This window comes from Desulfomicrobium norvegicum (assembly GCF_900114595.1).
Classification (GTDB): Bacteria; Desulfobacterota; Desulfovibrionia; order Desulfovibrionales; family Desulfomicrobiaceae; genus Desulfomicrobium; species Desulfomicrobium macestii.
On record NZ_FOTO01000003.1, the window covers coordinates 30836 to 55125 of the forward strand.

Here is a 24290-nt window from a genome sequence, read left to right on the forward strand (position 1 = left end):
GCCGGAAAAACAAGGGAGGTTTATGATGCAGGATGGGATGTACTGGCTGCGCCTTGAGGCATACGACAAGTCCGAAGAAGGCGTGGCGGTCGTCAGGCAGGGATTCGTGAACGGCGGCGGGCCGGGTTATGTCTGGCAGGGGCGGTTGACAGTGCTGGATGGGGCCGTGCGCGGGAATCTGGTCGTGCGCAAATGGAATCCACAGGCTCCGCCGGATCTGGGCATGTTCAAAGCGGGCAATCTGGCCATTGATGGTCGCCATGATGCATCGTCCCGCTCTTTCGAGCTGGAAGGGCACGCGCATGGGCACCATGTGGTACATCTGCGCATCAGCGGGCAGTGGCTCGAAGAATTGACGGATGAAGGGCCTCGGTGAAGGACGCCAAGGCCATCCCCCTTTTATGTGAAGTCCACCAGTTCTTCGCCCTTGCCCAGGTCCACGCTCGCCACCACTTCCGGGGTCCGGCTTATGACCTTGCCCCGGCGAATGACCCACAGCCGCGCCGGACGCAGGCGCAGCGCTTCGAGTTCGTTTGCCGCCTGCAGGATGACCATGTCCGCCTTGCAGCCGGGCTCAAGTCCGTAACCGTTCAGCCCCAGAACCTTGGCCCCGTTCGTGGTCACCGCCGCGAACATCTTTTCAAGCCCTTCCGTTCCGGTCATGTGCAGGGCGTGCGCCCCCATGTGCGCCACTTCGAGCATGTCGTGGGTGCCCATGGGATACCACGGATCCATGACGTCGTCGTGGCCGAAGGCCACGTTGATGCCCATGGCCATCAGCTCCGGCACGCGCATGAGCCCCCGCCTCTTGGGATACGTGTCGTGTCGGCCCTGCAGATTCATGTTCACCAGCGGGTTGCACACGCAGTGCATCCGCGCTTCGGCCATGAGCGGCATCAGCTTCGACACGTAATAATTGTCCATGGAATGCATGCTCGTCAGATGCGATCCCGTGACCCGGCCGTGCAGTCCCAGCCGTTGGGTCTCATGGGCCAGGCTCTCCACATGCCTTGAGAGCGGATCGTCGGACTCGTCGCAGTGCATGTCCACCATGAGCCCCCGTTTTGCGGCCAGCTCGCACAGCACCCGTACCGACTCCCGCCCCTGGTCCATGGTCCGCTCGAAATGCGGGATGCCGCCCACGACATCCACGCCCTTGTCCAGCGCCCGTTCCAGCAGTTCCAACCCGTTCGGCGAACGAAGCACTCCGTCCTGAGGAAAGGCCACCAGCTGGATGTCCACGAAATCCTTCATCTCTTCGCGTACTTCCAAAAGCACGTCCACGGCCATGAGGCTCGGGTCCGTGGTGTCCACATGCGTGCGGATGGCCAGGTTTCCCTTGGCCACGGACCAATGCAGCAGCTTCATGGCCCGGTCCTTGATCGCCTCGGCCGTGAGATCGGGCTTGAGCTCGCCCCAGATGCGGATGCCTTCCAGCAGCGTGCCGGTCTCGTTCCTGCGCGGCAGCCCCGCGGACAGGGTCGCGTCCATGTGAAAATGGCTGTCCACGAAAGGCGCGGTGACTAGATATCCCTTGGCGTCAATGGTCTCGGCAGCCTCGGCCTTGATGCTCGGTTCGACGGCAACAATCCGGCCGTCCTTGCAGCCGATCTCGGTCAGCGAATCCTGACCGGGCAGGGCGGCGTTGATGATAAGCAGATCCAGCATTGTAATCACCTCGTATTAAGAGTGCCTCCGGCGGGCAGGGGATGATCCCCTGCACCCCATAATCGGGTCAAGGGACGAGTCCCTTGCGGGATGTGGGGCGGCGCCCCGCGTCTCTTCTTCCCTCACCTATCTCTCACCTTTGCGAAAGGGAACCAGCAAAGCCTTCGGGTAGGCGGCTTTGCGGGACATGACGATGAGGGCGAGGATGGAGCAGATGTAGGGCAGCATCAGGTAGAACTGGTAGGGGATGCCGGTCATGGATTGTTGTTGCACGCGCATCTGGATGGCGTCGAAGGCGGCGAAGAGGAGCGCGCCGAGGAGCGCCTTGCCGGGTTTCCAGGAGGAGAAGACGACCAGCGCGATGCAGATCCAGCCCCGGCCGTTGACCATGCCGATGTAGTAGGCGTCGAAGGCGGCCAGTGTCAGGAACGCGCCGCCCACGGCCATGAAGGCCGAGCCGACCATGACCGCGCCGGTGCGCAGGCCCAGGACCGAGAGGCCTTGCGCCTCGGCGGCCAGCGGGTGTTCGCCGACCATGCGCAGGGCCAGGCCGAGCGGTGTGCGCAGCAGCACGTAGGCCGTGACGCCGACCAGGACGAAGGCCAGGAGCGTCAGCGCGGTCTGGCTGAAGAGGACCGGGCCGATGAAGGGCAGGCCGGAGAGCAACGGGATGTCCAGCGGCGCGAAGGGGGTGATCTTGGGCGGGGTGGTGACCTGGGGCAGGAGCATGCGGAAGACGAAGGAGCTTAAGCTCGCGCCGAGCATGGTGATGCCGAGGCCGGTGACATGCTGGGAGAGGCCCAGATGCACAGTGAAGACCGCGTGCAGGAGGCCGAGGCACGCGCCGACCATGGCGGCGAAGAGCACGCCGCCCCAGAGGGTTCCGCCCAGGAAGACCCAGGTCCAGCCGGACATGCATCCGGCGGCCATGATGCCCTCGATGCCGAGGTTCAGGACTCCGGCCCGTTCACAGATGAGTTCGCCCATGGTGCCGAAGATGAGCGGGGTAGCCATGCGCACGGTGGCCAGCCAGAATCCGGTTTCGAGAAAAAGGGAGAGGATGTCCATGTTATTTCCAGCGGATGCGGTAGCGGGTCAGAAACATGGCCAGGAGCACCATGAGCAGGCTCACTGCCGTGGTCACGTCCGCGATGTAGTTGGAGATGGTGATGGCGCGGCTCATGGAATCGGCGCCGATGTAGATGACGGCGATGAAGATGGCCGAGAGCACCACTCCGAGGGGATGCAGGGCGGCCAGCATGGCCACGACGATGCCGGAGTAGCCGAATCCCGGGGACAGATCGAGGGTCAGGTAGCCCTTCACGCCGCACAGTTCGCTGACCCCGGCCATGGCGGCGAGTCCGCCGCTCAGGAGCGCGGTGCGGATGATGGTGGCCTGCACGGGCATACCCGCGAAGGTGCTGGCCTTGAGGCTTGCGCCGACCGCCCGGATTTCGAAGCCCCAGATGGTGAAGCGCATCATCCACCAGACCGCCAGGGCGCAGGCCAGGGCCAGGATGAATCCGAGGTGCAGGCTCGACTTGGGGATCAGGATGGGCAGCATGGCCTGGTCGATGACGGGGGCGGCCTGGGGCCAGCCCATGGCCATGGGGTCTTTCCAGGGGCCGAAAACCAGCCAGTTGACGACCAGCAGGACCACGAAATTGAGGAGCAGGGTGGTGACCACCTCGTCGGCCTTGAGGTGCGTCTTGAGCCAGGTCGGGATGAGCAGGAACAGGCCTCCGGCCAGGGCACCGGACAGGAAGAGAAAGGGGATCATGAGCCAGGCGGGCAGGGTGATTATCCCCGTTCCGAGCCAGGTGGCCATGCAGGCCCCGACATAGAACTGGCCTTCGCCGCCGATGTTCCAGAGCTTGGCCCTGAAGGCCACGGCCGCGGCAAGGCCGGTGAAGATGAGCGGGGTGGCGCGGGTCAGGGTCTCGGTCAGGGCGAAGGTTGAACCCATGGCCCCTTTGATGAGGAGCCGCCATGCGCTCAAGGGGTCCGCTCCGGCCCAGAGGATGAGTCCGGAGCAGAGCAGCATGGAACCGAGCACGGCCAGGAGCGGCGCGCCGACTTGCCAGCCGAGGGTTACTGATTCGCGGGGTTCGAATCTCATGCGAACCCCCTGTGGTCGAAGGTTTGGCCGCTCATCATGAGTCCGAGCTTGGCCCGGTCCACGGTGGCCGTGTTTTCCGGAGGGGAAAGACGGCCCTGGTACATGACCTGGATGCGGTCGGAGAGTTGGAAGAGTTCGTCCAGGTCCTCGGAAATGAGGACTACTCCGGCCCCGCGCCGGGCGGCGTCCAGAAGATGCTGGTGCACGGCGGCCGTGGCCCCGACATCAAGGCCCCAGGTCGGCTGGTTGGCCAGGATGAGGTGGGGCCCCTGCGACAGGATCCGGGCCAGGATGAGTTTTTGCATGTTCCCGCCGGAAAGTTTGCGCACCGGGGCGTCCTTGCCAGAGCAGCGGATGTCGAAGACCTCCATGAGCTGCGCGGCCCGGGACGACAGGGCCTTGAAGTTGAGCATGCCGCGCCTGGAGAAACCGGGCAGGCGGTAGATCTCCGTGGACAGGTTTTCCATGACCGTCATGTCCGCAACCAGGCCCGTCCCGGTGCGGTCGTCGGGCACGCGGCCGACGCCGGCTCGGATCATGGCCGCCGGGCTTGGGCGGCTCACGGTCTGCCCGCGCAGCACCACGCTGCCCCCGCTCGGGGCGACAAGGCCGGACAAGAGGTCCGCCAGAAGCGCCTGGCCGTTTCCGGAGACGCCCGCGATGCCGAGGACTTCGTGGGCCTTCACGGAAAGGCACAGTTCGCACAGGCCAGGTCTGCGGTCCGGGGCGTCGGCGCGGACGCGGTCCAGAAAAAGGACCTCCTCGCCGGGCGTGAGCTTGCTGCGTGTGGCCTTCGGGATGTTGGCTCCGACCATGGCCTTGGCCAGTTCCTCGGCGCAGGTCTGTCCGGTGGGAGTCTCAAGCACCACGCGACCATGGCGCAGCACCACGCAGCGGTCGCTGGCGGCCATGACTTCGCGCAGCTTGTGGGTGATGAAGATGACGCTCAGCCCTTGCTCGACGAGACCGCGCAGGGTGGCGAAGAGATGGTCGCTTTCCTGCGGGGTGAGCACGGCAGTGGGTTCGTCGAGGATGAGGATGCGTGCGTCCCGGTACATGACCTTCAGGATTTCGACCCGTTGCCGTTCGCCCACGGACAGGCCGCGTACCAAGGCGTGCGGATTTACGTGCAGTCTGAAGCGGTCCATGAGCGACCCCAGCTTGGCCAGGGCGCGTGCCGAACCCCGGCGCAGCCCCCACAGGGATTCTGTGCCGAGCATGATGTTTTCGAGCACGGTCATGTTTCCGGCCAGGGTGAAGTGCTGGTGGACCATGCCCACGCCCGCTTCGAGCGCGGCCCGGGGCGATCCAGGGGGCAGGGGTTTGCCCTGCACTTCCACGTTGCCGGCGTCGGCCACGTAGTGTCCGAAGAGGATGGACATGAGGGTGGTCTTGCCTGCGCCGTTTTCTCCGAGCAGGGCCAGCATTTCGCCTTGGGCCAGGGTCAGGGAGATGTCGTCGTTGGCTTTGAGCGCACCGAAATTCTTGGTTATGCCGGAAAGTTTCAGCAAAGGTGTGATGGACATGATTGCCGGGAAAAGGGGGCCGAACGGTTTCGGCCCCCTTGGGATCAGAAGGTGGATTTGGGTTCGTCGTCGTTGATTTCGATGACCAGGGTTCCGGCCTTGATGGCGGCTTCGGTCTCGGCGATCTTGGCCTTGACGTCGGCGGGGACCTTGTCCTCGAAGTCGTGGAGGGGCGCCAGGGAGGCTCCGCCCTTGGCCATCATGGTCCATTCCCGATAGTCCTCGGCGGCGAAGGTTCCGGCCTTGACCCGCTCGATGGCGTGGTTCAGGGCCGCTTCCATGTGCCACAGGGCGGAGGTCACGACCACGCCCTGGCCGTTTTCTTCCTTGTTCATGTCATTGACGTTGCCGAAGGCGATGATGCCCTTTTCGCGGGCGGCATCGACCACTCCGGAGCGCTCGGCGTAGAGCACGTCCACGCCGGACTCGACCTGGGCGTAGGCAAATTCCTTGGCTTTTGGCGGATCGTACCAGGAGCCGATGAAGGAGACCTTGAACTGGACGGCCGGATTGACGGCCTTGGCGCCGGCCATGAAGGCGTGAAAGAGGCGGTTCACTTCACCGATGGGGTAGCCGCCGACCATGCCGATCTTGCCCGATTTGCTCATGGAACCCGCGATCATGCCCATGAGGTAGCAGGGCTCGTGGATGTAGTTGTCGAAGACGGACAGATTTGCGCCGTCGGGACCGAAGGTGTCACCCATGAGATAGGCCACGTTCGGGTAATCCTTGGCCACCTTGCGCACGTCGCGGGAGATGCCGAAGGCCTCGCCCACGATGAGTTGCACGCCGGCTTCGGAGTATTCGCGCAGGACACGGATGTAGTCGGTATTGGAGACTTTTTCGCTCCAGACATATTCGATTTCACCGGCCGCTTCGGCCTTTAAAAGAGCCTTGTGCAGGGTCGCGTCCCATTTCTGCTGGATGGGCTGGGTGTAAATGCCCGCGACCTTGATTTTTTCGGCCATGGCCGTGCTGCCCATGAACAATGCCAGGCCGAGCACGGCCAGGAACAGGGTACGTTTCATTTGTGTCCTCGTGTTTCAAGATTGTGTGGAGAAGGGCCAGACCGGTATTAGCAGTATGCATGCCAGAGGATTCAGGCAGGCACGGTGCGCTTTGCGTTCGGTCCGCACCCGGTCCGCGAGAGGTGAAAGACCGGACTTTGTGTCATACGGCTGATGCCCAATGGCGCAACTTTTGTCCATGAAAAAAGGGTATGCGCTGCTCGGAACCGATCGGTTTCGCAGGTATTCGTGGGCGGTACGGGTCAATTCCGAAAATTATTAATTACAAAAATGGATAATTTTTGGTCACAAGTGAAAATGTTGTGCGATTCCGAAAGGATTTTTTTTTCAAAGGGCGGGGAGGGATGTTTTGGCGCTTGTTTTCGGTTCCTCTCGAACCAGTTTCGGGTGTCCCGAGTTGGTGCGCAAAGAGCGTGTATGACAATTTTATTCAATTTTGTAAAATAACATCTTGAAATGTGACTCAATTGGGCAAAAAATACGACATTTATTCTGGAAATACGAGTTTTTTGATAGATTAATAAGTCATTACTTAGCGTAATCATGAGTTAAATTCAAAATTGAAAAGTATTGGCCGAGTTATTGCTTTTTTCAGGTTTGTCAGCAGGGACATGCGCTGACGCAAGCGTCATGAGAATGGAAAGCCATTCATGGAACGCCAAAAAAGCGATAATTTTTGGTTTTTATACAGAAACGGTCAACACGGAGCAGGACTCATGAAAAGAAGAGATTTCGTCAAAATGGCTGGCCTTGGAGCCACGGCCGCTGCGGCATCAACCGTGGTCAACGCGCCTTTTGTGCACGCGTCCAAAAAAACGCCTATCCGCTGGCGTCTTCAGACCTATGCCGGACCTGCCCTGGCCGAGCATGTCATCAAGCCGCAGATCGACGCATTCAACAAGATCGCAAGCGGCGACATGGTCATCGAACTCTATAACGCGGACCAGCTCGTGCCCACGCCCGAACTGTTCAGGGCCATGCAGCGCGGAACCATCGACGCCGTGCAGAGCGACGACGACTCCATCGCCGCGCCCGTCGATGTGGCCGTCTTCGCCGCCTACTTTCCCTTTGCCACGCGCTACTCCCTCGATGTGCCCACCCTTTTCAACCATTACGGATTGAACGAAATCTGGCAGGAGGCCTACAGCGAAGTCAAGGGCGTGACCTGGCTTGGCGCCGGCGCCTGGGACCCGTGCAACTTCGCCACCAAACAGCCCATCCGCTCCCTTGCCGACCTGAAGGGCAAGCGGGTCTTCACCTTTCCCACCGGCGGCAAGTTCATGCAGCGTTTCGGCGTGGTGCCGGTGACCCTGCCTTGGGAAGACGTCGAGGTGGCCCTGCAGACTGGAGAGCTGGACGGCATCGCCTGGTCGGGAATCACCGAGGACTACACCGTGGGCTGGGCCGATGTGACGAAATACTATCTGACCAATAACATAAACGGTGCCTGGGTCGGTTCCTATTTCGCCAATTCCGACAAGTGGGAACAGGTTCCCGAGCATCTGAAGACTCTCTTCAAGGTCACCATGGACAGCTCCAATTACTACCGTCAGCATTGGTACTGGTGGGGAGAGGCACACTACCGCACCAAGGGCGGAAAGCTTGAGCTGACCACCATTCCCGAGGAGGAATGGGCCCAGGTCGAGGCGGAAGCCATCAAGTACTGGGACGAGATCGCGGCCACCAGCCCCCGCTGTGCAAAGGTTGTCCAGATCCTCAAGGATTACACCGAGACCATGAAAAAGGCGGGCAAGCCCTACCGTTACGCCTGACGCGACAGCAACCCCCCGATCGGAAATGAACCTGCCCGGCTCCCGATGGAGCCGGGCCTTTCCCGCTCCCCGGATTCGGGGACCGATTCCCCCGGTGCGCTCTGAAGGGCCGCCGCTCTGGGATCAGCCATAATCCTTTGCGAGGTGCCCTGTGTTCAAAGCATTGGTGACATATACGAAATACGTGGACGCCTTGAACCGTCTGGTCGGCAAGGTGGCCATGTATCTGATGTTCGTGATGATGTTCATTCTTCTTTATGCGTCGTTTTCACGAAGCATGCTCAACTCTCCCGTGGTCTGGGCCGTGGAGATGGCGCAGTTCACCATGGCCGCCTACTACCTTCTTGGTGGGGGCTATTCGGTCATTCTGCGCGGGCACGTGCGCATGGACGTGCTCTACAGCACCTGGTCGCCAAAGACGCGGGCCATCATCGATGCGCTCACGTCCTTTTTCCTGCTCTTCTATCTCGGCATGCTGCTCTACGGCGGCATATCGAGCACCGCCTATTCCCTTGAGTACGGGCAGAAGAACTATTCCGCCTGGGCTCCGCCGCTCTCGCCGATCAAGATCATCATGGTCGTGGGCATCGTGCTCATGATTCTGCAATGCGTGTCGCGTCTCATCAAGGACATCTCCAAATTCATGGGCGTGGACATGCTCAAAACCTACGGAGACGTGATGCCATGAGCTATGAAATGATCGCTCTTTTGATGTGCACGACCCTCATGGTGCTGCTTCTGACCGGCCAGAGGGTTTTCGGCGCGGTGGGTTTCGTCGGTGCGGCCGCTTCGCTCCTGCTGTGGGGCGACGGCGGTTCGGAGATGCCTTTCAACGCGAGCATGGTGCTCCTGAACTGGTTTCCGCTCCTGACCCTGCCGCTTTTCATCTTCATGGGCTACATGCTCAGCGAATCGGGCATCGCCAACGACCTCTACAAGATGTTCCACGTCTGGATGGGCCCCCTGAACGGCGGCCTGGCCATCGGCACTGTGGTGCTCATGGTCGCCATCTCGGCCATGAACGGGCTGTCCGTCGCGGGCATGGCCATCGGCACGAGCATAGCCCTGCCGGAAATGCTCAAGCGCGGCTACGACAAGAAGATGATCACCGGCGTGATCCAGGCCGGAAGCTCGCTCGGGATCATGGTGCCGCCGAGCATCGTGCTGGTCCTCTACGGCATGATCGCGCGTCAGCCCGTCAGCCAGCTCTGGCTGGCCGGAGTGTTTCCGGGGCTTTTGCTGGCGGTGCTGTTCATTGGTTACATCGTGGTCCGCTGCAAGCTCAACCCGGCCCTTGGGCCCTCCCTTTCCTTCGAGGAGCGTTCCAGCATTTCCCGCCGGGAGAAGATCGCGCTCTTGCGTGCGGGTATCGTCCCCATAGCCATCGTGTTCATGGTCACCGGCCTTTTCATGCTGGGCGTGACCAGTCTGGTCGAAAGCTCCGCCGTGGGCGCGGCCGCGGCCATGATCGCGGCCATGGCCAAGGGACGGCTGAGCCGTCCGGTGCTCGACGCCTCGCTGCACAAGACCCTGTCCGTGAGTTGCATGTTCATGTGGATCATCCTTGCGGCCCTCTGTTATGGAGCGGTTTTCGACGGGCTGGGCGCGGTGCACGCCATCGAGATCCTGTTTCTGGAAAAATGGGGCCTGTCCCCCTGGGGCGTGCTGATCATGATGCAGGTCTCCTACATCATCATGGGCATGTTTCTGGACGACACGGCCATGCTGGTCATCGTCGCGCCGCTGTACATTCCGCTCATCATCGCTCTAGGATTCAACCCCATCTGGTACGGGGTGCTCTATACGGTGACCTGCCAAATTGCCTACATGACGCCGCCCTTCGGCTACAACCTCTTCCTGATGAAGGCCATGGCTCCCAAGGAAGTCACCCTGGTGGACATCTACGGTTCCATCGTGCCCTTCGTCACCCTGATGGTGATCGGCCTCGGCCTCATCATCACCTTTCCGCAGATCGCCCTCTACTTGCCGGAGCTGTACTTTCCCAAGTAACACATGCGCGAACACGGCCGGGAGGCTCCCTCCCGGCCATCAGCAACGGGGGGAACGACATGATTCGAGGGATGGTGGGGATGTTTGATAGGCCGGCGGGCAAACGTCTTTTCAACGGAGTGCGGCAGCCACGGCCTGCCGGTGTTTTTCATGACGGCATAACGTCCACCGGGATGCTTTTTTTTCTTGGAGCGATGCTGTTCCTGATCCCGGCCTCGTCCGGGTTCGCCATGGACACGTCCGCGCTTCGGGCCATGGCGGGGCAGATGCTGCTGGTCGGTTTTCGCGGGACGGCGGTGAACAACGACTCGCCCATCCTGCGAGACATTCGGGAGCACAATCTGGGGGGCGTGATCCTCTTTGACCGCGACGTGCAGCTAAAAAGCACGGAGCGCAACATTCAAGGCCCCGGGCAGGTTCGGGCGCTGACCGCGAGCCTGCAGGCCAACGCCCGGACCACGCTTTTTGTCGCCGTGGACCAGGAAGGCGGAAGGGTGCGGCGCTTCCGGGAGGATCGGGGCTTTGCGCCAAATCCTTCGGCCAAGGCCATGGGACAGGGCAGTCCGGAGCAGACACGACTTGAAGGCGAACGGACCGGGAAGCTTCTGGCGGGCCTTGGCGTGAACCTGAATTTCGCGCCCGTGGCGGATGTGGACGTCAATCCGCAAAGTCCGGCCATCGGAGCCCTGGAGCGCAGTTTTTCCGCTGATCCAGACCAAGTCGCGCTCCATGCCCATGCCTTCAGCCGGGGGCTGCTCTCGCAGGGCGTTTTGCCCTGTCTCAAGCATTTCCCTGGGCATGGCAGCGCCACGGCGGATTCGCATCTTGGGCTGACCGACATCAGCAAGACCTGGACCCCGGCGGAGCTGCGCCCCTATGAGCTGCTGATCCCGCTCAAGGCCAGCCCCCTGATCATGACCGGACACCTTTTTTTGCGCCGGTTCGACGAGAACCATCCGAGCACCCTGTCCAGTGCCGTGCTCACGGGGCTTTTGCGGCAGCGTTTGGGATTCGAGGGCGTGATCGTCTCCGACGACATGCAGATGAGGGCCATCGCCGAACATTACGGCCAGGACGAAGCGATCCTCCTGGCTGTTGAGGCCGGGGTGGATATTCTGGTTTTCGGCAACAATCTGGACTACGACCCCGACATTGTGCCCAAGGCCGTCGATGTCCTGGTCAAGGCCGTGGAGGAGGGACGCCTCTCCGCCGAACGGATCGAGGCCTCGCATCGGCGCATTCAGGCCGCCAAGCAGCAGCTCCTGACCAGCCTTGCCTGGGGGCCGCAGGTACAGCCATGACAGCGTCCGCGATTTGCGGGCGTGAAGAAAGACCAAAGGTGCACGGCTTTGCCTTGCCCGACAGGACATGAAATGAAACGAACTTTGAAGGAGCTTTTGGCCAAGGCCTCGCCCCTGCGCTCGGGCGATGTCCTGGCCGGAGTGGCGGCCGCCACGGAAGAGGAGCGCGTGCTGGCCCAGATGGAGCTGGCCGGGGTGCCCCTGACCCGTTTTCTGGAAGAACACGTCGTCCCCTACGAGGAAGACGAGGTCACGCGGCTGATTATCGACACGCACGATCAAGTGGCCTTTGCGCCTATCAGTGGATTCACCGTGGGCGAGTTTCGCGACTGGCTCCTGACCGACGAGGTCGACAGCGTGGCATTGGCTCGCCTGGCCCCGGGCGTGACCCCGGAGATGGCCGCGGCCGTGTCCAAGCTCATGCGCCTGCAGGACCTGGTGCTGGTCGGCTCCAAATGCCGGGTCACGACGCGCTTCCGCAACACCATCGGCCTGCCTGGCAGCTTTTCGGTCCGCCTGCAGCCCAACCATCCCACCGACAACCTTTCGGGCATCGCGGCCTCGACCCTGGACGGCCTGTGCTACGGCTGCGGGGACGCGGTCATCGGCGTCAACCCGGCCACGGACAGCCTGGACAACATCTGCCGCATCTCCGACATGCTGGGCGGGCTCATCGCCCGGTACGCCATCCCGACCCAGAGCTGCGTGCTGACCCACGTGACCACGACCATGGAGGCAATCGAACGCGGCGCGCCCGTGGACCTGTGCTTCCAGTCCATCGCCGGGACCGAGGCCGCCAACGCGAGCTTCGGCGTGTCGCTCCCCCTGCTGCAGGAGGCGCTGGAGGCTACGCGGTCCCTGGGGCGCGGTACGGTGGGGGACAACGTCATGTATTTCGAGACGGGTCAGGGCAGCGCCCTCTCGGCCGGGGCGCACCACGGGGTGGACCAGCAGACCCTGGAGGCCCGCGCCTACGCCGTGGCCCGCCGGTTCGAGCCGCTGCTGGTCAACACGGTGGTCGGTTTCATCGGGCCCGAGTACTTGCTGAACGGCAAGCAGATCACCCGCGCTGGCCTCGAGGACCATTTCTGCGGCAAGCTCCTGGGCCTGCCCATGGGTGTGGACGTCTGCTACACCAACCACGCCGAGGCCGACCAGGACGACATGGACGCCCTCTTGACCCTGCTGGGCGCGGCGGGTTGCACCTTTGTCATGGGCGTGCCCGGGGCCGACGACATCATGCTCAACTATCAGTCCACGTCCTTCCACGACGCGGCCTACCTGCGCAAGCTCCTGGGCCGCAAACCAGCGCCGGAGTTCGCGGCCTGGCTCGAGTCTTCGGGGGTGATGGACGGGGCCGGGCGGCTTGTGCCCATCGAAAAAGGCAACCGCCTGCTGGGCCTGCCGGGCGCCGTACGGGAGGACTCATGAGCGATCGGACCACGGCGCCCGTTACGGTCTGCGCAGACCCCTGGGCGGAACTCAGGCGGTTCACGGCGGCCCGCATCGCCGTCGGGCGGAGCGGGTCGAGCCTGCCCCTGGCCGAGAGCCTGTCCTTCAGGCTCGATCACGCCCGGGCCCGCGACGCCGTGCACACCCCGTTCCGGCGGGCGGAGCTGGCTGAGAGCCTGCGCACGGCGGGCATCGCCTGCGTCGAGCTGGAGTCGGGAGTGGGCGGGCGGGAAGAATACCTGACCCGGCCCGACAAGGGCCGGCGTTTGAGCGAACGGTCGGTTGCGGTCCTGCAGGGGCTGGACAAGGGCTTCGACATCTGCCTGGCGGTGGGCGACGGCCTCTCGGCCCGGGCCATCCACGAGAACGCCCCGGACTTCGTGCCGGCCTGCGTTCGCATGTTCGGTCAGGCCGGGCTGAGCGTGGCCCCGGTCTGTCTGGTGGAAAACGCGCGCGTGGCCGTGGCCGACGAGATCGGGGAAATCCTGAGGGCCCGCCTGTCCGTCATCCTCATCGGCGAACGCCCGGGCCTTTCCTCGCCCAACTCCATGGGCGTCTACCTGACCATGAACCCCCGAGTGGGCATCACGGACGAGGCCCGCAACTGCATCTCCAACGTGCGCGAGGGCGGTTTGAGCCTGGCCGAGGGCGTGCGCAAGCTCGGGTATCTCGTGGAGGAGGCTTTGAGGCTCGGAGTGAGCGGGGTGGCGCTCAAGGACAGGATGGCTCCGGGGCATTTGCCCTTTGGCAAGCCTTTGCCGAAACTCCCGGATTCCGGAAAAGATACGGCAATGATCATCAGAAAGGAAAAGGGCGTCGACGTCCCCGAGATATCAAGGCTGCAGCACGCGGCCTTCCTGAACCACCCCCAGCACGCTCCCGGCGCGGAGCCCACGGAGCATCTGATCGTGGAGCGCCTGCGACAGGCGGGGGGCCTCACCCTGTCGCTTGTGGCCGAGGAGGGCGGGAGGCTGACGGGACATATCGCCCTGTCCCCGGCTCGCGTCGGGGACTGCGCCGATGGCTGGCTCCTGCTTGGGCCAGTGGGCGTGCTGCCAGAACTTCAGGGTCGGGGCATCGGTTCCGCCCTGGTCCGCGAGGCCCTGCGGGAGGCTCGGGACGCAGGCGCGTGCGGAGTCGTCTTGGTGGGCGATTCCGAGTTCTACTCAAGGTTCGTCTTCAGGAGCTACGAGACCCTCAGATATGCGGGCGTCCCGCAGATGTACGTCCTGGCCATGCCTTTTGGGGAAGAGATGCCGACGGGAGAGATATCGGCGCATTCCGCGTTTTGCTGATCCGGCAAAGGTGCAGCGGTCTTGAAATGAAGACGCCCCGTTTCCGTTGTCTGGAGACGGGGCGTTCTGCGTCTGGCTGGCGTCGAAGGTAAGAATGATTGATGCCGGTTGATGGCCGCTTGCGAGCTCCGCATCCGTTGCCTGATCCTGAAATAAGGCTGTCCGTTATTTTAGGATAACCCGTTAACCTAAAATAACGGACAACAAGGGATAGCGAAAGACCTCATTAACCCCCGAACAGGCGAGCCCTTAGATGAACGGGACCAGCTCCACCAGGCAGCTCATGGTGTTGAAGGCCTGGAAGGCCTCGACCACGTCGGCGCCGACGTAGCTGACCGTCAGGTCGTCCAGGCGCCTGGCGCGCGGGATCATGCCGGCGCGGTCGGCGCCCGAGGCCGTGGTGCAGCGCACCGTCAGTTCCACCTCTCCCGCGAAGACCAGCGGTTCGACCTTGGGCGGGTTTGCCACGGCCTCCCTGGCCGCGGCCTCGATGGCCCGGCAGCATCTGGCCGGATGCTCGCAGACGGCGGCGTAGGCCCCGATGGCCTCCTTGACGGCCAGGGTGCGCACGCCCGGCAGCAGCCTCTCGGCCTCGCGGCAGGCGGCCAGGTCGCCGGCCACGAAGGTCACGGGCACGCCGAAGTGCCCGGCCAGGGCGGCGTTCAGCCCGATCTCCCCGACCTTGACCCCGTTCAGGCGGACCTCCTGCAGGCGGCCCGTGAAGGTGTGCACGATGCTCGCGTTCATGGTCCCGCCCATGGCGTGGTAGCCGACGAAGAAGGCGGCGGCGAAGGATTCGTCGATGCCGTGCATCATGGACAGGGGGCGCGGCGAGCCCATGACCAGGCGGGCGCGTTCGTCGAGTTCCTCAGGCAGGAGGTTCAGGCCGACGTTGTGGGAGTCGGCCACGGTCACGCCCAAAGCCCCGGCCCCGAAGGCGCCGCGGATGGCGGCGTTGACCTCGTTCGTCATCAGCCGGCGCGCCAGGGGGTATTCCCGGCCGTCGACGCGGGAGTGCTCGTGGCGGGCCACGCCGCCAACGCCTTCGATGTCTGCGCTGATATAGATCTTCATGGTGTGTTCCTCTGGTTGTGGAGATGACAGACGGCCATGTGCCCGGGCGAGAGCTCGACCCTCGGAGGCTCGACGCTTGCGCAGCATGGCATGGCCTCGGGGCAGCGCGGGTGGAAGCGGCAGCCCGGCGGCAGGTCCACGGGGCTCGGCACGTCGCCGGTCAGGCGGGCCAGGTTGCGGCGCTGGGCCGGGTCGGGCACGGGCACCGAGGCCAGCAGGGCCCGCGTGTAGGGGTGCCCCGGGGTCTCGAAAAGCTTTTCCGTGGGCGCGGTCTCGACGATGGCGCCCAGGTACATGACCGCGATGCGCCGGCTGACATGCCGGACCACGGTCAGGTCGTGGGAGATGAACAGGTAGGCGTGGCCGCGCCGGGCCTGCAGGTCGCCCATGAGGTTCAGGATCTGGGCCTGGACCGAGACGTCCAGGGCGCTGGTGGGCTCGTCCATGACCACGAAGGCCGGGTCGGCCACCAGGGCGCGGGCCAGTCCGATGCGCTGGCGCTGGCCGCCGGAGAATTCGTGGGGGTAGCGGTCCAGGCATTCGGGCCCCAGGCCCACCTCGGCCAGGCTGGCGGCGGCGCGTTCGCGCAGTTCACCCCCCTTGGCCAGCCCGAGGATCTTCAGCGGCAGGGAGACGATGTTGCCCACGGTCATGCGCGGGTCCAGGGAACTCTGCGGGTCCTGGAAAACGACCTGCATGCGCGCCCTGGCCCGGGTCAGCTCCGCCCCCTTGAGCCGCGTCACGTCCACGCCCTCGAAGCGCACGGAGCCGCTGTCGGCGTCCAGCAGGCGCAGGATGAGGTTGCCGACGGTGCTCTTGCCGCTGCCCGACTCGCCGACCAGGCCCAGGGTTTCGCCTTTTTCCAGATGCAGGGAAACGCGGTCCACGGCCTTGAGCCAGCGTTTTTTCCCCTCCAGGAAGCCGCCGCCGAGGGGGAAGGCCTTGCACAGGTTCTCCACGCGAAGCAGTTCGCCGCTCATGACAGGCCGTCCTGGTTGAAAAGATGGCAGGCCACGCTGTGATCCGGGACGACCCTGATCATTTCCGGGGCGACGTTGCGGCAGTCACCGGTTGCCTTGAGGCACCGGTCATGGAAGCGGCAGCCCGGCGGCGGGTCGATGGGGTTCGGGACGCTGCCCGGGATGGCGTAAAGCTCCCCGCCCGAGGACCGCCCCGGGATGGAGGCGATGAGGCCACGGGTGTACGGGTGCGCCGGCCGGGCGAAGATGCTCTGCACGTCGGCGACCTCCACCACCTGCCCGGCGTACATGACGGCCACGCGGTTGCAGAGCTGGGCGACCACGCCCATGTCGTGGGTCACGAAAAGGATGGACAGCCCCTGGCGCTCGGCCAGTTCGGCCAGGATGGCCAGAATCTGTCCCTGCACGGTCACGTCCAGGGCCGTGGTCGGTTCGTCGGCCAGGAGCAGGGACGGGTTGCAGATCAGCGCCATGGCGATCATGACCCGCTGGCGCATGCCGCCCGAAAGTTCGTGAGGGTAGGCCCGGAGCACGGATCCGGGCTCTGGCAGGCGCACGGCGGCGAGCATCTCCAGGCAGGCGTCCGTGGCCTCGGACCGGCTCGCCTTCCGGTGGGCGCGTACGACCTCGCGCATCTGGTTGCCCACGGTGAAGACGGGATTGAGGCTGTTCATGGGCTCCTGGAAGATCATGGAGATGCGCTCGCCGCGCAGCCGGCGCATGTCCGTGCGCGGAAGCGTGAGCAGATCCCGCCCCTCGAAGAGGATCTCGCCGCCGTCGATGCTGCCCGGGGGGGAGGGGATGATGCGCAGCACGGCCCGCGAGAGCACGGACTTGCCGCAGCCCGTCTCGCCCACCAGCCCCATGACCTCGCCCCGGTTCACGGTCAGGCAGGCCCTGTCGAGGACGTGCGCCCGGCCCTGGTAGGTGCGGAAGCTGACCGAGAGGTCGCGGATGTCGAGCAGCGGGGCGCTCATCGCCTGATCCTCGGGTCCAGGACGTCGCGCAGGGCGTCGCCGAAGATGTTGAAGCCGATGACCGTCGCGAGGATGAACAGCCCCGGGAAGGTCGCGTACCACCACTGGTCCATGAGGAACTTGCGCCCCGAGGCGATCATGGCGCCCCATTCCGGGGTCGGCGGCTGGGCGCCCAGGCCGATGAAGGATAGGGACGCGGCGATGAGGATGGCGTCGCCCAGGGTCAGGGTGGCCAGGACGATGGCGGAGTTCAGGCAGTTGGGCAGGATGTGGCGGCGGATGATGAAGCCGTGCCCTGCCCCGGCCACGCGGCTGGCGGCGACGTACGGCATTTCGCGCACCACCAGGGCCTCGCCGCGCACCAGGCGGGCGAACTTGGGGATCATGACGAAGGCCGTGGCCAGGATGGCGTTGACGAGGCTCGGCCCCATGGCCGCGGCCAGGGCCAGGGCCAGGATCAGCGACGGGAAGGACAGGATGACGTCCATGAGGCGCATGATGGCGTTGTCGATTTTCCCGCCAAAATACCCGGACGTCGCGCCGATGAGGGCCCCCGTCACGCCGGCGACGGTGATGACCAGCAGGCCGATGGAGAGGGAGATGCGCGCGCCGTAGATCACGCGGGAAAAGATGTCGCGGCCGAGTTCGTCCGTGCCGAAGAAATGGGCCGCGCCGGGCGGCATGAGACGCTCGCCGAGGGACAGTTTGACCGGATCGTAGGGGGCGACGAGGGGCGCGGCCACGGCCAGCAGGACCATGGCGGCGATGACCGCGCCGCCGATCACGGCCGAGGGGTTGTGCGAGAGGATGCGCAGGGTGAGCTTCAGCTCGCGGAAGATCGGGTGTGCGGCCACGTCGTTCCCCTAGTAGCGGATGCGCGGGTTGAGGAAAGCGTAGAGCACGTCCACCGCGAGGTTGATGACCACGTAGGCCGTGCTGGCCAGCAGGGTGAAGCCCATGATGGCCGGAAAATCGAGGGAGTTGATGGAGTCCACCACGTACTTGCCCATGCCCGGCCAGGCGAAGATGGTCTCCGTCAGGATGGCCCCGCCAAGCAGTTCGCCCAGGGACAGGCCGGCGATGGTCACGGTGGGGATGAGCGAGTTCTTGAAGGCGTGCTTGAAAATGACCCGAGCCGTGGACAGCCCGTTGGCCTTGGCCGTGGTGATGTAGTCCTGCCCGAGCACCGCGATCATGGACGAGCGCACGATGCGCGTGATGACCGCCAGGTACACGTACGACAGGCAGAAGGCCGGCAGGATGAGGTGGCTCAGCACTTCCCTGAGCAGCGCCCAGTCCCGGGCCAGGACGGCGTCGATGACGTAGAGGCCCGTCACGGCCGCCGGAGGCGAGCTGGTGATGTCCACGCGGCCCGAGCCCGGGAGCCAGCCGAGGTTGCGGTAGAAGAGCAGCAAAAGCATGAGCCCCAGCCAGAAGACCGGGGTGGACACGCCGATGACCGAGAAGACCCGCGCCACGTGGTCGGCCAGGCGGTTGCGCCGCACGGCGGCCAGGATGCCCAAGGGGATGCCCACGGCCAGGCAGAGGACGAGGCTGGCCAGGGTCAGTTCGAGGGTGGCCGGGAAGAAGTCGGCCAGGTCTTTGGTCACGGGCCGGTGGTTGCGGATGGACTGCCCCAGGTCGCCCTGTACGAGGCCCTTCATGTAGCGCACGTATTGCACGGGCAGGGGCCTGTCCAGGCCGTGCTCCCTGCGGATGGTCTCCACGGCCTCCTTGCTGGCTTTTGGCCCGACGATGATGCGTGCCGGGTCGCCGGGGATGGCGTGGGAGATGATGAACGTCAGGACGCTCACCCCGATGAGCACCGGGATGGCGGCCAGGACGCGCTTGATGATGTAGGCGAGTATCCGCATTCGGTCCAAGGGGTCCCGGCCGGTTGCAGCCGGCCGGGACGGGATGTCGGGTTATTTCTTCGAGATGGACTCGAAGTTGTACATGGATTCGAGCATGGGGTTGAACACGTAGCCCTGCACGTTGGCCCGCAGGGGTACGATGGTCTGGATCTGGTACAGGAAGATGTAGGGGGCGTCCTGCATGATGATGTCCTGTGCCTCGCTGTAGAGCTTCTTGCGCTCCTCCACGTCGGACAGGGTTTCGGCCTTGCGGACGAGTTCGTCAACCTTTTCGTTCGTGTAGAAGCTGCGGTTGCCGGGCAGGCCCTGCTTGGCCGAGTCGAACCAGAAGTTCATGAACATGTAGGGGTCGGCGAAGTCCGGGCTCCAGGCGCCCAGGCACAGCTCGAAGTCGCCCTTGTCGATCTTGTCGCGCAGGGTCGGGTTGGCCATGAGCTCCAGGTTCAGCTTCACGCCGATGTCGGCCAGGTTGGCCTGCATGACCAGGGCGATCTGCTCCCAGGTGGCGCGGCGCTCGGAGTAGATGAGGGTCAGCTCCAGGTTCTCGGCGCCGGCGGACTTGAGCAGTTCCTTGGCCTTGGCGGCATCGAGCGTGTACTGGAAGACATCCTTGCGGTGCCCCCACATGCCGTCGGGGATGGGGCCGCGCATCTGCACGCCGTTGCCCTGCAGGACGTGGTCGATAATGCCTTTGTAATCCACGGCGTAGGACAGGGCCTGGCGCACGGCGGGGTTCTTGAGTTTCTCGTTCTGGCAGTTGACGTAGACGTACTCGACCATCTGCGAGGGGAAGCGGTTCACGACGACGTCCTTGTTCTTCTCCAGGGCCGGAATCTGGTCGATGAGGATGTTCTCGGCGATGTCCACGTCGCCCTGTTCCAGGGCCATGCGGCGGTCGGCGGACTCGGACATGAAGCGGATGATGACCTTCTTGAGCTTCGGCTTGTCACCCCAGTAGTTTTCCTTGGCCTCGAGCACGCAACGCTGGCCGCGGGTCCACTCGGCGATGCGGAAGGGGCCGCTGCCGTCCACGTTTTCGGCCAGGAAGGCCTGGGCCTTGTCGTCGCCAACGGCCTTGGCCGCGACCTTGGGATTGACGATGGACGCGCCGTCGGTGGCCAGGGTCTGCAGGAACGGGCCGTAGGGGTTTTTCAGAGTGATTTCGAGGGTGTATTCGTCAAGGGCGGTCATGGAGGCGATGGCGCTGATGTTGTCGGCCGGTCCCTTGCCGATGGCCATGGTGCGGTCCAGGGAGAAGCGCACGGCCTCGGCGTTCAGGGGCGTGCCGTCGTCGAAGGCGATGCCCTTGCGGATCTTGAAGGTCCATTTCAGGCCGTCTTCGGACACGGCCCAGGATTCGGCGGCCATGGGCTCCACCTCGGTCAGGCCGACGCCGTTCTCGACCTTGTACTTCACCAGGCGGTCGTAGCAGGGGTAGATCTGCCGCCAGTCGTAGTTGTCGCTCGACACGCCCGGGTCCAGGGTGTGGATGTCCGAGGACACGGCGACGACGAGGGTGTCCTTGTCCGCGGCGAAGGCCGCGGGCGCCATGGACCCGATCAGCAGGAGAAGACAAAGTGTCCAGATGCGCATGCTCCCATACCTCCGTAAGTGATTATGGAAAAAGTGACGCCACGGACTGCGACTAGCACCGGATTGCGTTGCCTGTAAAGTACTCGTCTTTTTATGCTTATTGGGAATTGTTGTGTGCAGACAGATTTGTACATTCTTGCCGAACAGATGGCGAATGTTTCGGGATGCCAAAGGAGTGTCTTGCCGCCCGAACCCGCCTGCCGTAGCGTGTCTCCATGAACCATTTCACGCTTCACCCCACTCTGGCCGCGGACTGCCATGTTCTCGGCAGCTGGCGGGACATCCGCCTTCTGCTGCACCGGGACGCCCAGGTACGCTGGCTCATCCTGGTGCCCGAAACCTCGGCCGGGGACTGGCACGAGCTGCCCGGCGGGCTTCGGGACCGGCTGGTCGCGGCTTCGTCCGCCCTGTCGGCCATGCTCCGGTCGGACTTCACCTGCGACAAGGTTAATGTCGCCGCCATCGGCAATCTGGTGCCGCAGTTTCATTTCCACGTCATCGGGCGCTGGCGGAGCGACCCTTACTGGCCGGGCGTCGTCTGGGGCAGGGTCGTGCCGGGGTGCGTGTACACCGACGGGGAGATCGGACGCGTGAAGGAGCGGGCTCTGGAATGCCTGCAGGGGAGCGGTGCATGACCGCGTCCGCCCGTCCCGACCCCGAGGATGCTCTTCCGAAGCCCACCACGCCCGCCTGGCGGGCGTGGCTTCAGGCGGCGCGCCTGCCTTCGCAGATGTACATCTTCTGGCCCCTGCTCCTGGGGCAGGCCCTGGCCATGGGCGATGGGTTTTCCTGGGAGGTCGTCCTAGTCTGCCATCTCTACGGCCTGGCCAGCCAGCTCTACATCGTCTTCGCCAACGACGTGGCCGACATGGCCACGGACCGCAGGAATTTTACCTTCACCCCTTTTTCCGGTGGCTCAAGGGTCCTTGTGGATGGGCTGCTGTCGCGGCGGCAGCTGGCTCGGGCGGCTGTCCTGTGCGCCGTGCTGTCGGCTCTGGCCGGGGTCTTTCTGGGGGGTCGGCATGGCACCTGGCTGCCCCTGCCGCTCATCCTCTTCGGCCTGGCCCTGCTGTGGGCCTACAGCTATCCGCCTTTGCGCCTGTCCTACCGGGGCGGCGGGGAATACCTACAGATGGTCGGCGTGGGGCTCGTGTTGCCCATGATCGGCTTCAGCGCCCACGCCGGGACCCTCGCCGGGCTGCCCTGGGCGATCATGCCGCTCATGCTCGCCCTGTCCCTGTCCTGTGCCATGGCCACCGCCTTGCCCGACGAGCCGTCCGACCGGGCCGACGGCAAGCGTACCCACGCCGTGCGGTTCGGCATTGCGGGGAGCCGGCGGACCATCCTGCGGCTGAACGCCCTGGCTTTGGTCTGGTTCGTGTTCGTGCCGCTGCCGGGGGTGACGCTGTTCGCGAGGGCAGCGCTGGCCCTGCCCTGCCTGATCCTCTGTCTGGTCAGCCTGATCCTGGCCGGGGCCCGGCCGGGAGAGCGCGGCATGCTCGTCTTTGTGACCGCCCAGGTGGCCTTCTCCCTGACGCCCATGATCGGCCTGGCGATCCTGTTTCTGGCTTCCTGATTTTTGCCTCACACCGTCGGGCCGATCATCCTTCGCCTTTATTGAGGCATCATCACGGCCGGGAATTTTCGGAGAATTTCCCGGCCGTCAATCCTTGAGCCAGTAGAAAGAGAGGGCCGGGATCAGAAGCCGTCCATCTTCCACGGGCACGCGCTCGCCGGTACACAGGTCAGTCATGCTATCGTTTGTGAAGAATCCGTGCGGCGTCAGGGCGTCAACGGGAAGCGGCTGCGCTTCGACGTTGAAATTGTTGATGACGAGCACCCGGCTGCGGCAGTTTTCCGGGTCCGTGCGGTAGAAGACCAGCAGATTCGGGTTCTCGATGAGCAGCAGGTGACGATTGTCGAAATCCGCGAAGGCCGGGATTTCCTTGCGCAGGGCGATCATTTTCTTGAGCGAAGAGAAGATCCGCTGTTCGACCGTGCCGCTCTGATGGCGTTTTTCCGCCTTGTCCCAGTCGAAACGGGAACGGTGCACCCAACGCGAATCGTGCTGGGTGGCCGGATCGGACAGGAACTCCAGATTGTTCAGCGTGCCAATGGCGTCGCCGTAATACAAGAGCGGCAGACCGCCAAAAGAGAGTATTACGCTGTGCAGCAGCGTGATGGTTTTGGTTGCGGCGGTGATGGCGTCCTCATCCTCGGACTCCAGCGCCGATTCCAGGCCGACCAGCGAAGCCAGCGAACCGGAGATGCGTGCGTCGCCGGTTTTCAGGTTCGTGCCGAACGGCATGCCCCTGGCCGGTGACTCCGGAAATCTGCCCGTGAAATAGTCGACCAGAAAGGCCCGGTGCAGGGTCGGATCGTATCCTGCCAGGGCCACGTCGCTGTCGTCGAAACCAAGCCCGATGTCGTCATGGCAGCGCACGTAATTGAGCCAGGTCGCCCGCTCCAGCTTGTTCGGCAGGTTCTTGACCCCAAGATTGAGCAGGTTTGCGTTCTTGGTGGCCACGGCATCCCAGAGCAGGGCCATGAGAGAGGCGTTGTAGGCGATCTCGCATTCCTTGGAATAGATCGCGTCCTCGCCGAAATACTTGGCGATTTCACCCGGCGCGACGATGGCCTCGGCGATGAACAGCACGCCGGGAGCCGTCACCTGGCAGCAGTCCTTCATGAGCCGCAGCAGCAGATGGGCTTCGCGCTCGTTCTGGCAGGTGCTGCCGATCTTCTTCCACAGGAAGGCTACGGCGTCGAGGCGCAGGATGTCCGCGCCCTTGTTGGCCCAGAAGAGGATGATGTCGAGCATTTCAATGAGTACCGCCGGATTGCGGTAGTTCAGGTCCCATTGGTAGTTGTTGAAAACCGTCATGACCCACTTGCCCATGGTCTCGTCCCAGGTGAAGTTCCCGGGAGCGGTGACCGGAAAGATTTCGGGCATGCCCTCCTCAAAGGCGTCGGGTGTTTCGCGGTTGTCGAAGACGTAGTAGTAGTCCTGATATTTTTTTTCACCCTGGCGCGCCCGCGTCGCCCATTCGTGTTCGTCGGAGGTGTGGTTGACCACGACGTCGAGGACCAGGAGGATTTCGCGGTTCTTGAGCGTGGCCGCCAGTTCCTCGACATCCTGCAGGGTGCCGTAGCGGGCGTCGATCTTGCGGAAGTCCCGCACCGCATAGCCGCCGTCGTTGTTTTCCGGCGGGCAGTCGAGAATGGGCATGACGTGCAGCATGTTCACGCCCAGTTCCTGGAAATAGGGGAGTTTTTCGCGCAGACCTTGCAGGTTGTCCGCGAAGCGGTCGCAGTACAGGGCCATGGCCACCCACTTCTGGTTCAGGAACCAGTTGTAGTGCACTTCACGCGCCAGATCGGATTTGCGCAGGGCGGGGGTGCGCTCCATGTAGCGCAGGGCAAGGGTCTCGACCAGACGAACCATCTGTTGCTTGAAGTCCGGACGGTCGCCATAGAGGAGTTTGAAGAGGGAATATATGGCGTAAAAATTCGCGCCCAGCCGGGTATAGAAATGGCGCAGCCGGAATTTGCCGATTTCGGGCCTGAGTCCGGCCAGGATTTCGTTCAGCAGGGCATGGGAAGCTTGTTCGTACATGTATT

21 protein-coding genes are annotated in these 24290 nt (G+C 63.8%); 9 read left to right on the forward strand and 12 right to left on the reverse strand.

Translation table 11 applies throughout. The features are described 5' to 3' along the window. Positions 1-25 precede the first annotated feature (25 nt). Positions 26-376 (forward strand): GrlR family regulatory protein, encoded by a 351-nt coding sequence (locus tag BMZ24_RS19775; protein WP_161949057.1) that lies wholly within the window; start codon positions 26-28, stop codon positions 374-376. Between the two features lie 23 nt (positions 377-399). On the opposite strand, the gene BMZ24_RS05955 is transcribed toward BMZ24_RS19775, so the two are convergent. The 5 genes from BMZ24_RS05955 to BMZ24_RS05975 all read right to left on the reverse strand — a co-directional run bounded on the left by BMZ24_RS05955 (position 400) and on the right by BMZ24_RS05975 (position 6341). Beyond that, on the reverse strand, positions 400-1668 hold the full coding sequence (locus tag BMZ24_RS05955) for an amidohydrolase family protein (RefSeq protein ID WP_092190303.1): 1269 nt from the start codon (positions 1666-1668) through the stop codon (positions 400-402). A gap of 126 nt (positions 1669-1794) precedes the next feature. Beyond that, positions 1795-2736: an ABC transporter permease gene (locus tag BMZ24_RS05960; protein ID WP_092190305.1), complete on the reverse strand. Its 942-nt coding sequence runs from the start codon at positions 2734-2736 to the stop codon at positions 1795-1797. 1 nt (position 2737) lies between these two features. Beyond that, a complete protein-coding gene (locus BMZ24_RS05965) occupies positions 2738-3787 on the reverse strand; it encodes an ABC transporter permease (RefSeq protein WP_092190307.1) in 1050 nt (349 codons plus the stop codon). Continuing rightward, complete coding sequence (locus tag BMZ24_RS05970; RefSeq protein ID WP_092190309.1) at positions 3784-5313, reverse strand: ABC transporter ATP-binding protein; 1530 nt, start codon at positions 5311-5313, stop codon at positions 3784-3786. The genes BMZ24_RS05965 and BMZ24_RS05970 overlap by 4 nt, the downstream gene beginning before the upstream one ends. A 44-nt stretch (positions 5314-5357) precedes the next feature. After that, positions 5358-6341 (reverse strand): BMP family protein, encoded by a 984-nt coding sequence (locus BMZ24_RS05975; protein WP_092190311.1) that lies wholly within the window; start codon positions 6339-6341, stop codon positions 5358-5360. A 716-nt stretch (positions 6342-7057) separates the two neighbouring features. Between BMZ24_RS05975 and BMZ24_RS05980 the strand changes: the two genes are divergently transcribed. The 6 genes from BMZ24_RS05980 (at position 7058) to eutC (ending at position 14171) form a co-directional block, all read left to right on the forward strand. Next, positions 7058-8113, forward strand: coding sequence for a TRAP transporter substrate-binding protein (locus tag BMZ24_RS05980; RefSeq protein WP_092190313.1), 1056 nt, complete (start codon positions 7058-7060; stop codon positions 8111-8113). 151 nt (positions 8114-8264) lie between these two features. After that, positions 8265-8801, forward strand: a complete 537-nt coding sequence (locus BMZ24_RS05985) for a TRAP transporter small permease subunit (protein WP_092190315.1) — start codon at positions 8265-8267, stop codon at positions 8799-8801. Beyond that, positions 8798-10123, forward strand: coding sequence for a TRAP transporter large permease (locus tag BMZ24_RS05990; RefSeq protein ID WP_092190317.1), 1326 nt, complete (start codon positions 8798-8800; stop codon positions 10121-10123). Before BMZ24_RS05985 ends, BMZ24_RS05990 begins: the two co-directional genes overlap by 4 nt. A gap of 80 nt (positions 10124-10203) precedes the next feature. After that, positions 10204-11424: a glycoside hydrolase family 3 protein gene (locus BMZ24_RS05995; RefSeq protein WP_244150297.1), complete on the forward strand. Its 1221-nt coding sequence runs from the start codon at positions 10204-10206 to the stop codon at positions 11422-11424. Positions 11425-11496: 72 nt separating this feature from the next. Next, positions 11497-12855: an ethanolamine ammonia-lyase subunit EutB gene (locus BMZ24_RS06000; RefSeq protein ID WP_092190319.1), complete on the forward strand. Its 1359-nt coding sequence runs from the start codon at positions 11497-11499 to the stop codon at positions 12853-12855. After that, the gene (gene eutC / locus BMZ24_RS20410; protein ID WP_161949058.1) at positions 12852-14171 is read left to right on the forward strand and encodes an ethanolamine ammonia-lyase subunit EutC; all 1320 of its coding nucleotides are present in this window, start codon (positions 12852-12854) and stop codon (positions 14169-14171) included. Before BMZ24_RS06000 ends, eutC begins: the two co-directional genes overlap by 4 nt. A gap of 249 nt (positions 14172-14420) precedes the next feature. Here eutC and BMZ24_RS06010 read toward each other — a convergent pair whose 3' ends face one another. Genes BMZ24_RS06010 through BMZ24_RS06035 form a run of 6 tightly spaced genes read right to left on the reverse strand, consistent with a single transcriptional unit; the run spans position 14421 to position 20669 of the window. Then, a complete protein-coding gene (locus tag BMZ24_RS06010; RefSeq protein WP_161949059.1) occupies positions 14421-15245 on the reverse strand; it encodes a M55 family metallopeptidase in 825 nt (274 codons plus the stop codon). Further along, entirely contained in the window at positions 15242-16225 is a 984-nt protein-coding gene (locus tag BMZ24_RS06015; RefSeq protein WP_092190323.1) for an ABC transporter ATP-binding protein, read from the reverse strand. Before BMZ24_RS06015 ends, BMZ24_RS06010 begins: the two co-directional genes overlap by 4 nt. Beyond that, positions 16222-17202, reverse strand: a complete 981-nt coding sequence (locus BMZ24_RS06020) for an ABC transporter ATP-binding protein (protein ID WP_092190325.1) — start codon at positions 17200-17202, stop codon at positions 16222-16224. Before BMZ24_RS06020 ends, BMZ24_RS06015 begins: the two co-directional genes overlap by 4 nt. Beyond that, complete coding sequence (locus BMZ24_RS06025; RefSeq protein WP_092190327.1) at positions 17199-18056, reverse strand: ABC transporter permease; 858 nt, start codon at positions 18054-18056, stop codon at positions 17199-17201. Before BMZ24_RS06025 ends, BMZ24_RS06020 begins: the two co-directional genes overlap by 4 nt. 9 nt (positions 18057-18065) lie before the next feature. Next, entirely contained in the window at positions 18066-19076 is a 1011-nt protein-coding gene (locus BMZ24_RS06030) for an ABC transporter permease (protein WP_092190329.1), read from the reverse strand. Positions 19077-19127: 51 nt separating this feature from the next. Beyond that, a complete protein-coding gene (locus tag BMZ24_RS06035) occupies positions 19128-20669 on the reverse strand; it encodes an ABC transporter substrate-binding protein (protein WP_092190331.1) in 1542 nt (513 codons plus the stop codon). 215 nt (positions 20670-20884) lie between these two features. Here BMZ24_RS06035 and BMZ24_RS06040 point away from each other — a divergent pair, with 215 nt between their 5' ends. Together BMZ24_RS06040 and BMZ24_RS06045 are read left to right on the forward strand one after the other, a co-directional pair. Further along, the gene (locus BMZ24_RS06040) at positions 20885-21304 is read left to right on the forward strand and encodes an HIT family protein (RefSeq protein WP_092190333.1); all 420 of its coding nucleotides are present in this window, start codon (positions 20885-20887) and stop codon (positions 21302-21304) included. Beyond that, a complete protein-coding gene (locus BMZ24_RS06045; RefSeq protein WP_208599811.1) occupies positions 21301-22245 on the forward strand; it encodes a prenyltransferase in 945 nt (314 codons plus the stop codon). The genes BMZ24_RS06040 and BMZ24_RS06045 overlap by 4 nt, the downstream gene beginning before the upstream one ends. 87 nt (positions 22246-22332) lie before the next feature. On the opposite strand, the gene BMZ24_RS06050 is transcribed toward BMZ24_RS06045, so the two are convergent. After that, on the reverse strand, positions 22333-24285 hold the full coding sequence (locus tag BMZ24_RS06050) for an alpha-amylase family glycosyl hydrolase (RefSeq protein WP_092190335.1): 1953 nt from the start codon (positions 24283-24285) through the stop codon (positions 22333-22335). Between the last annotated feature and the right edge of the window lie 5 nt (positions 24286-24290).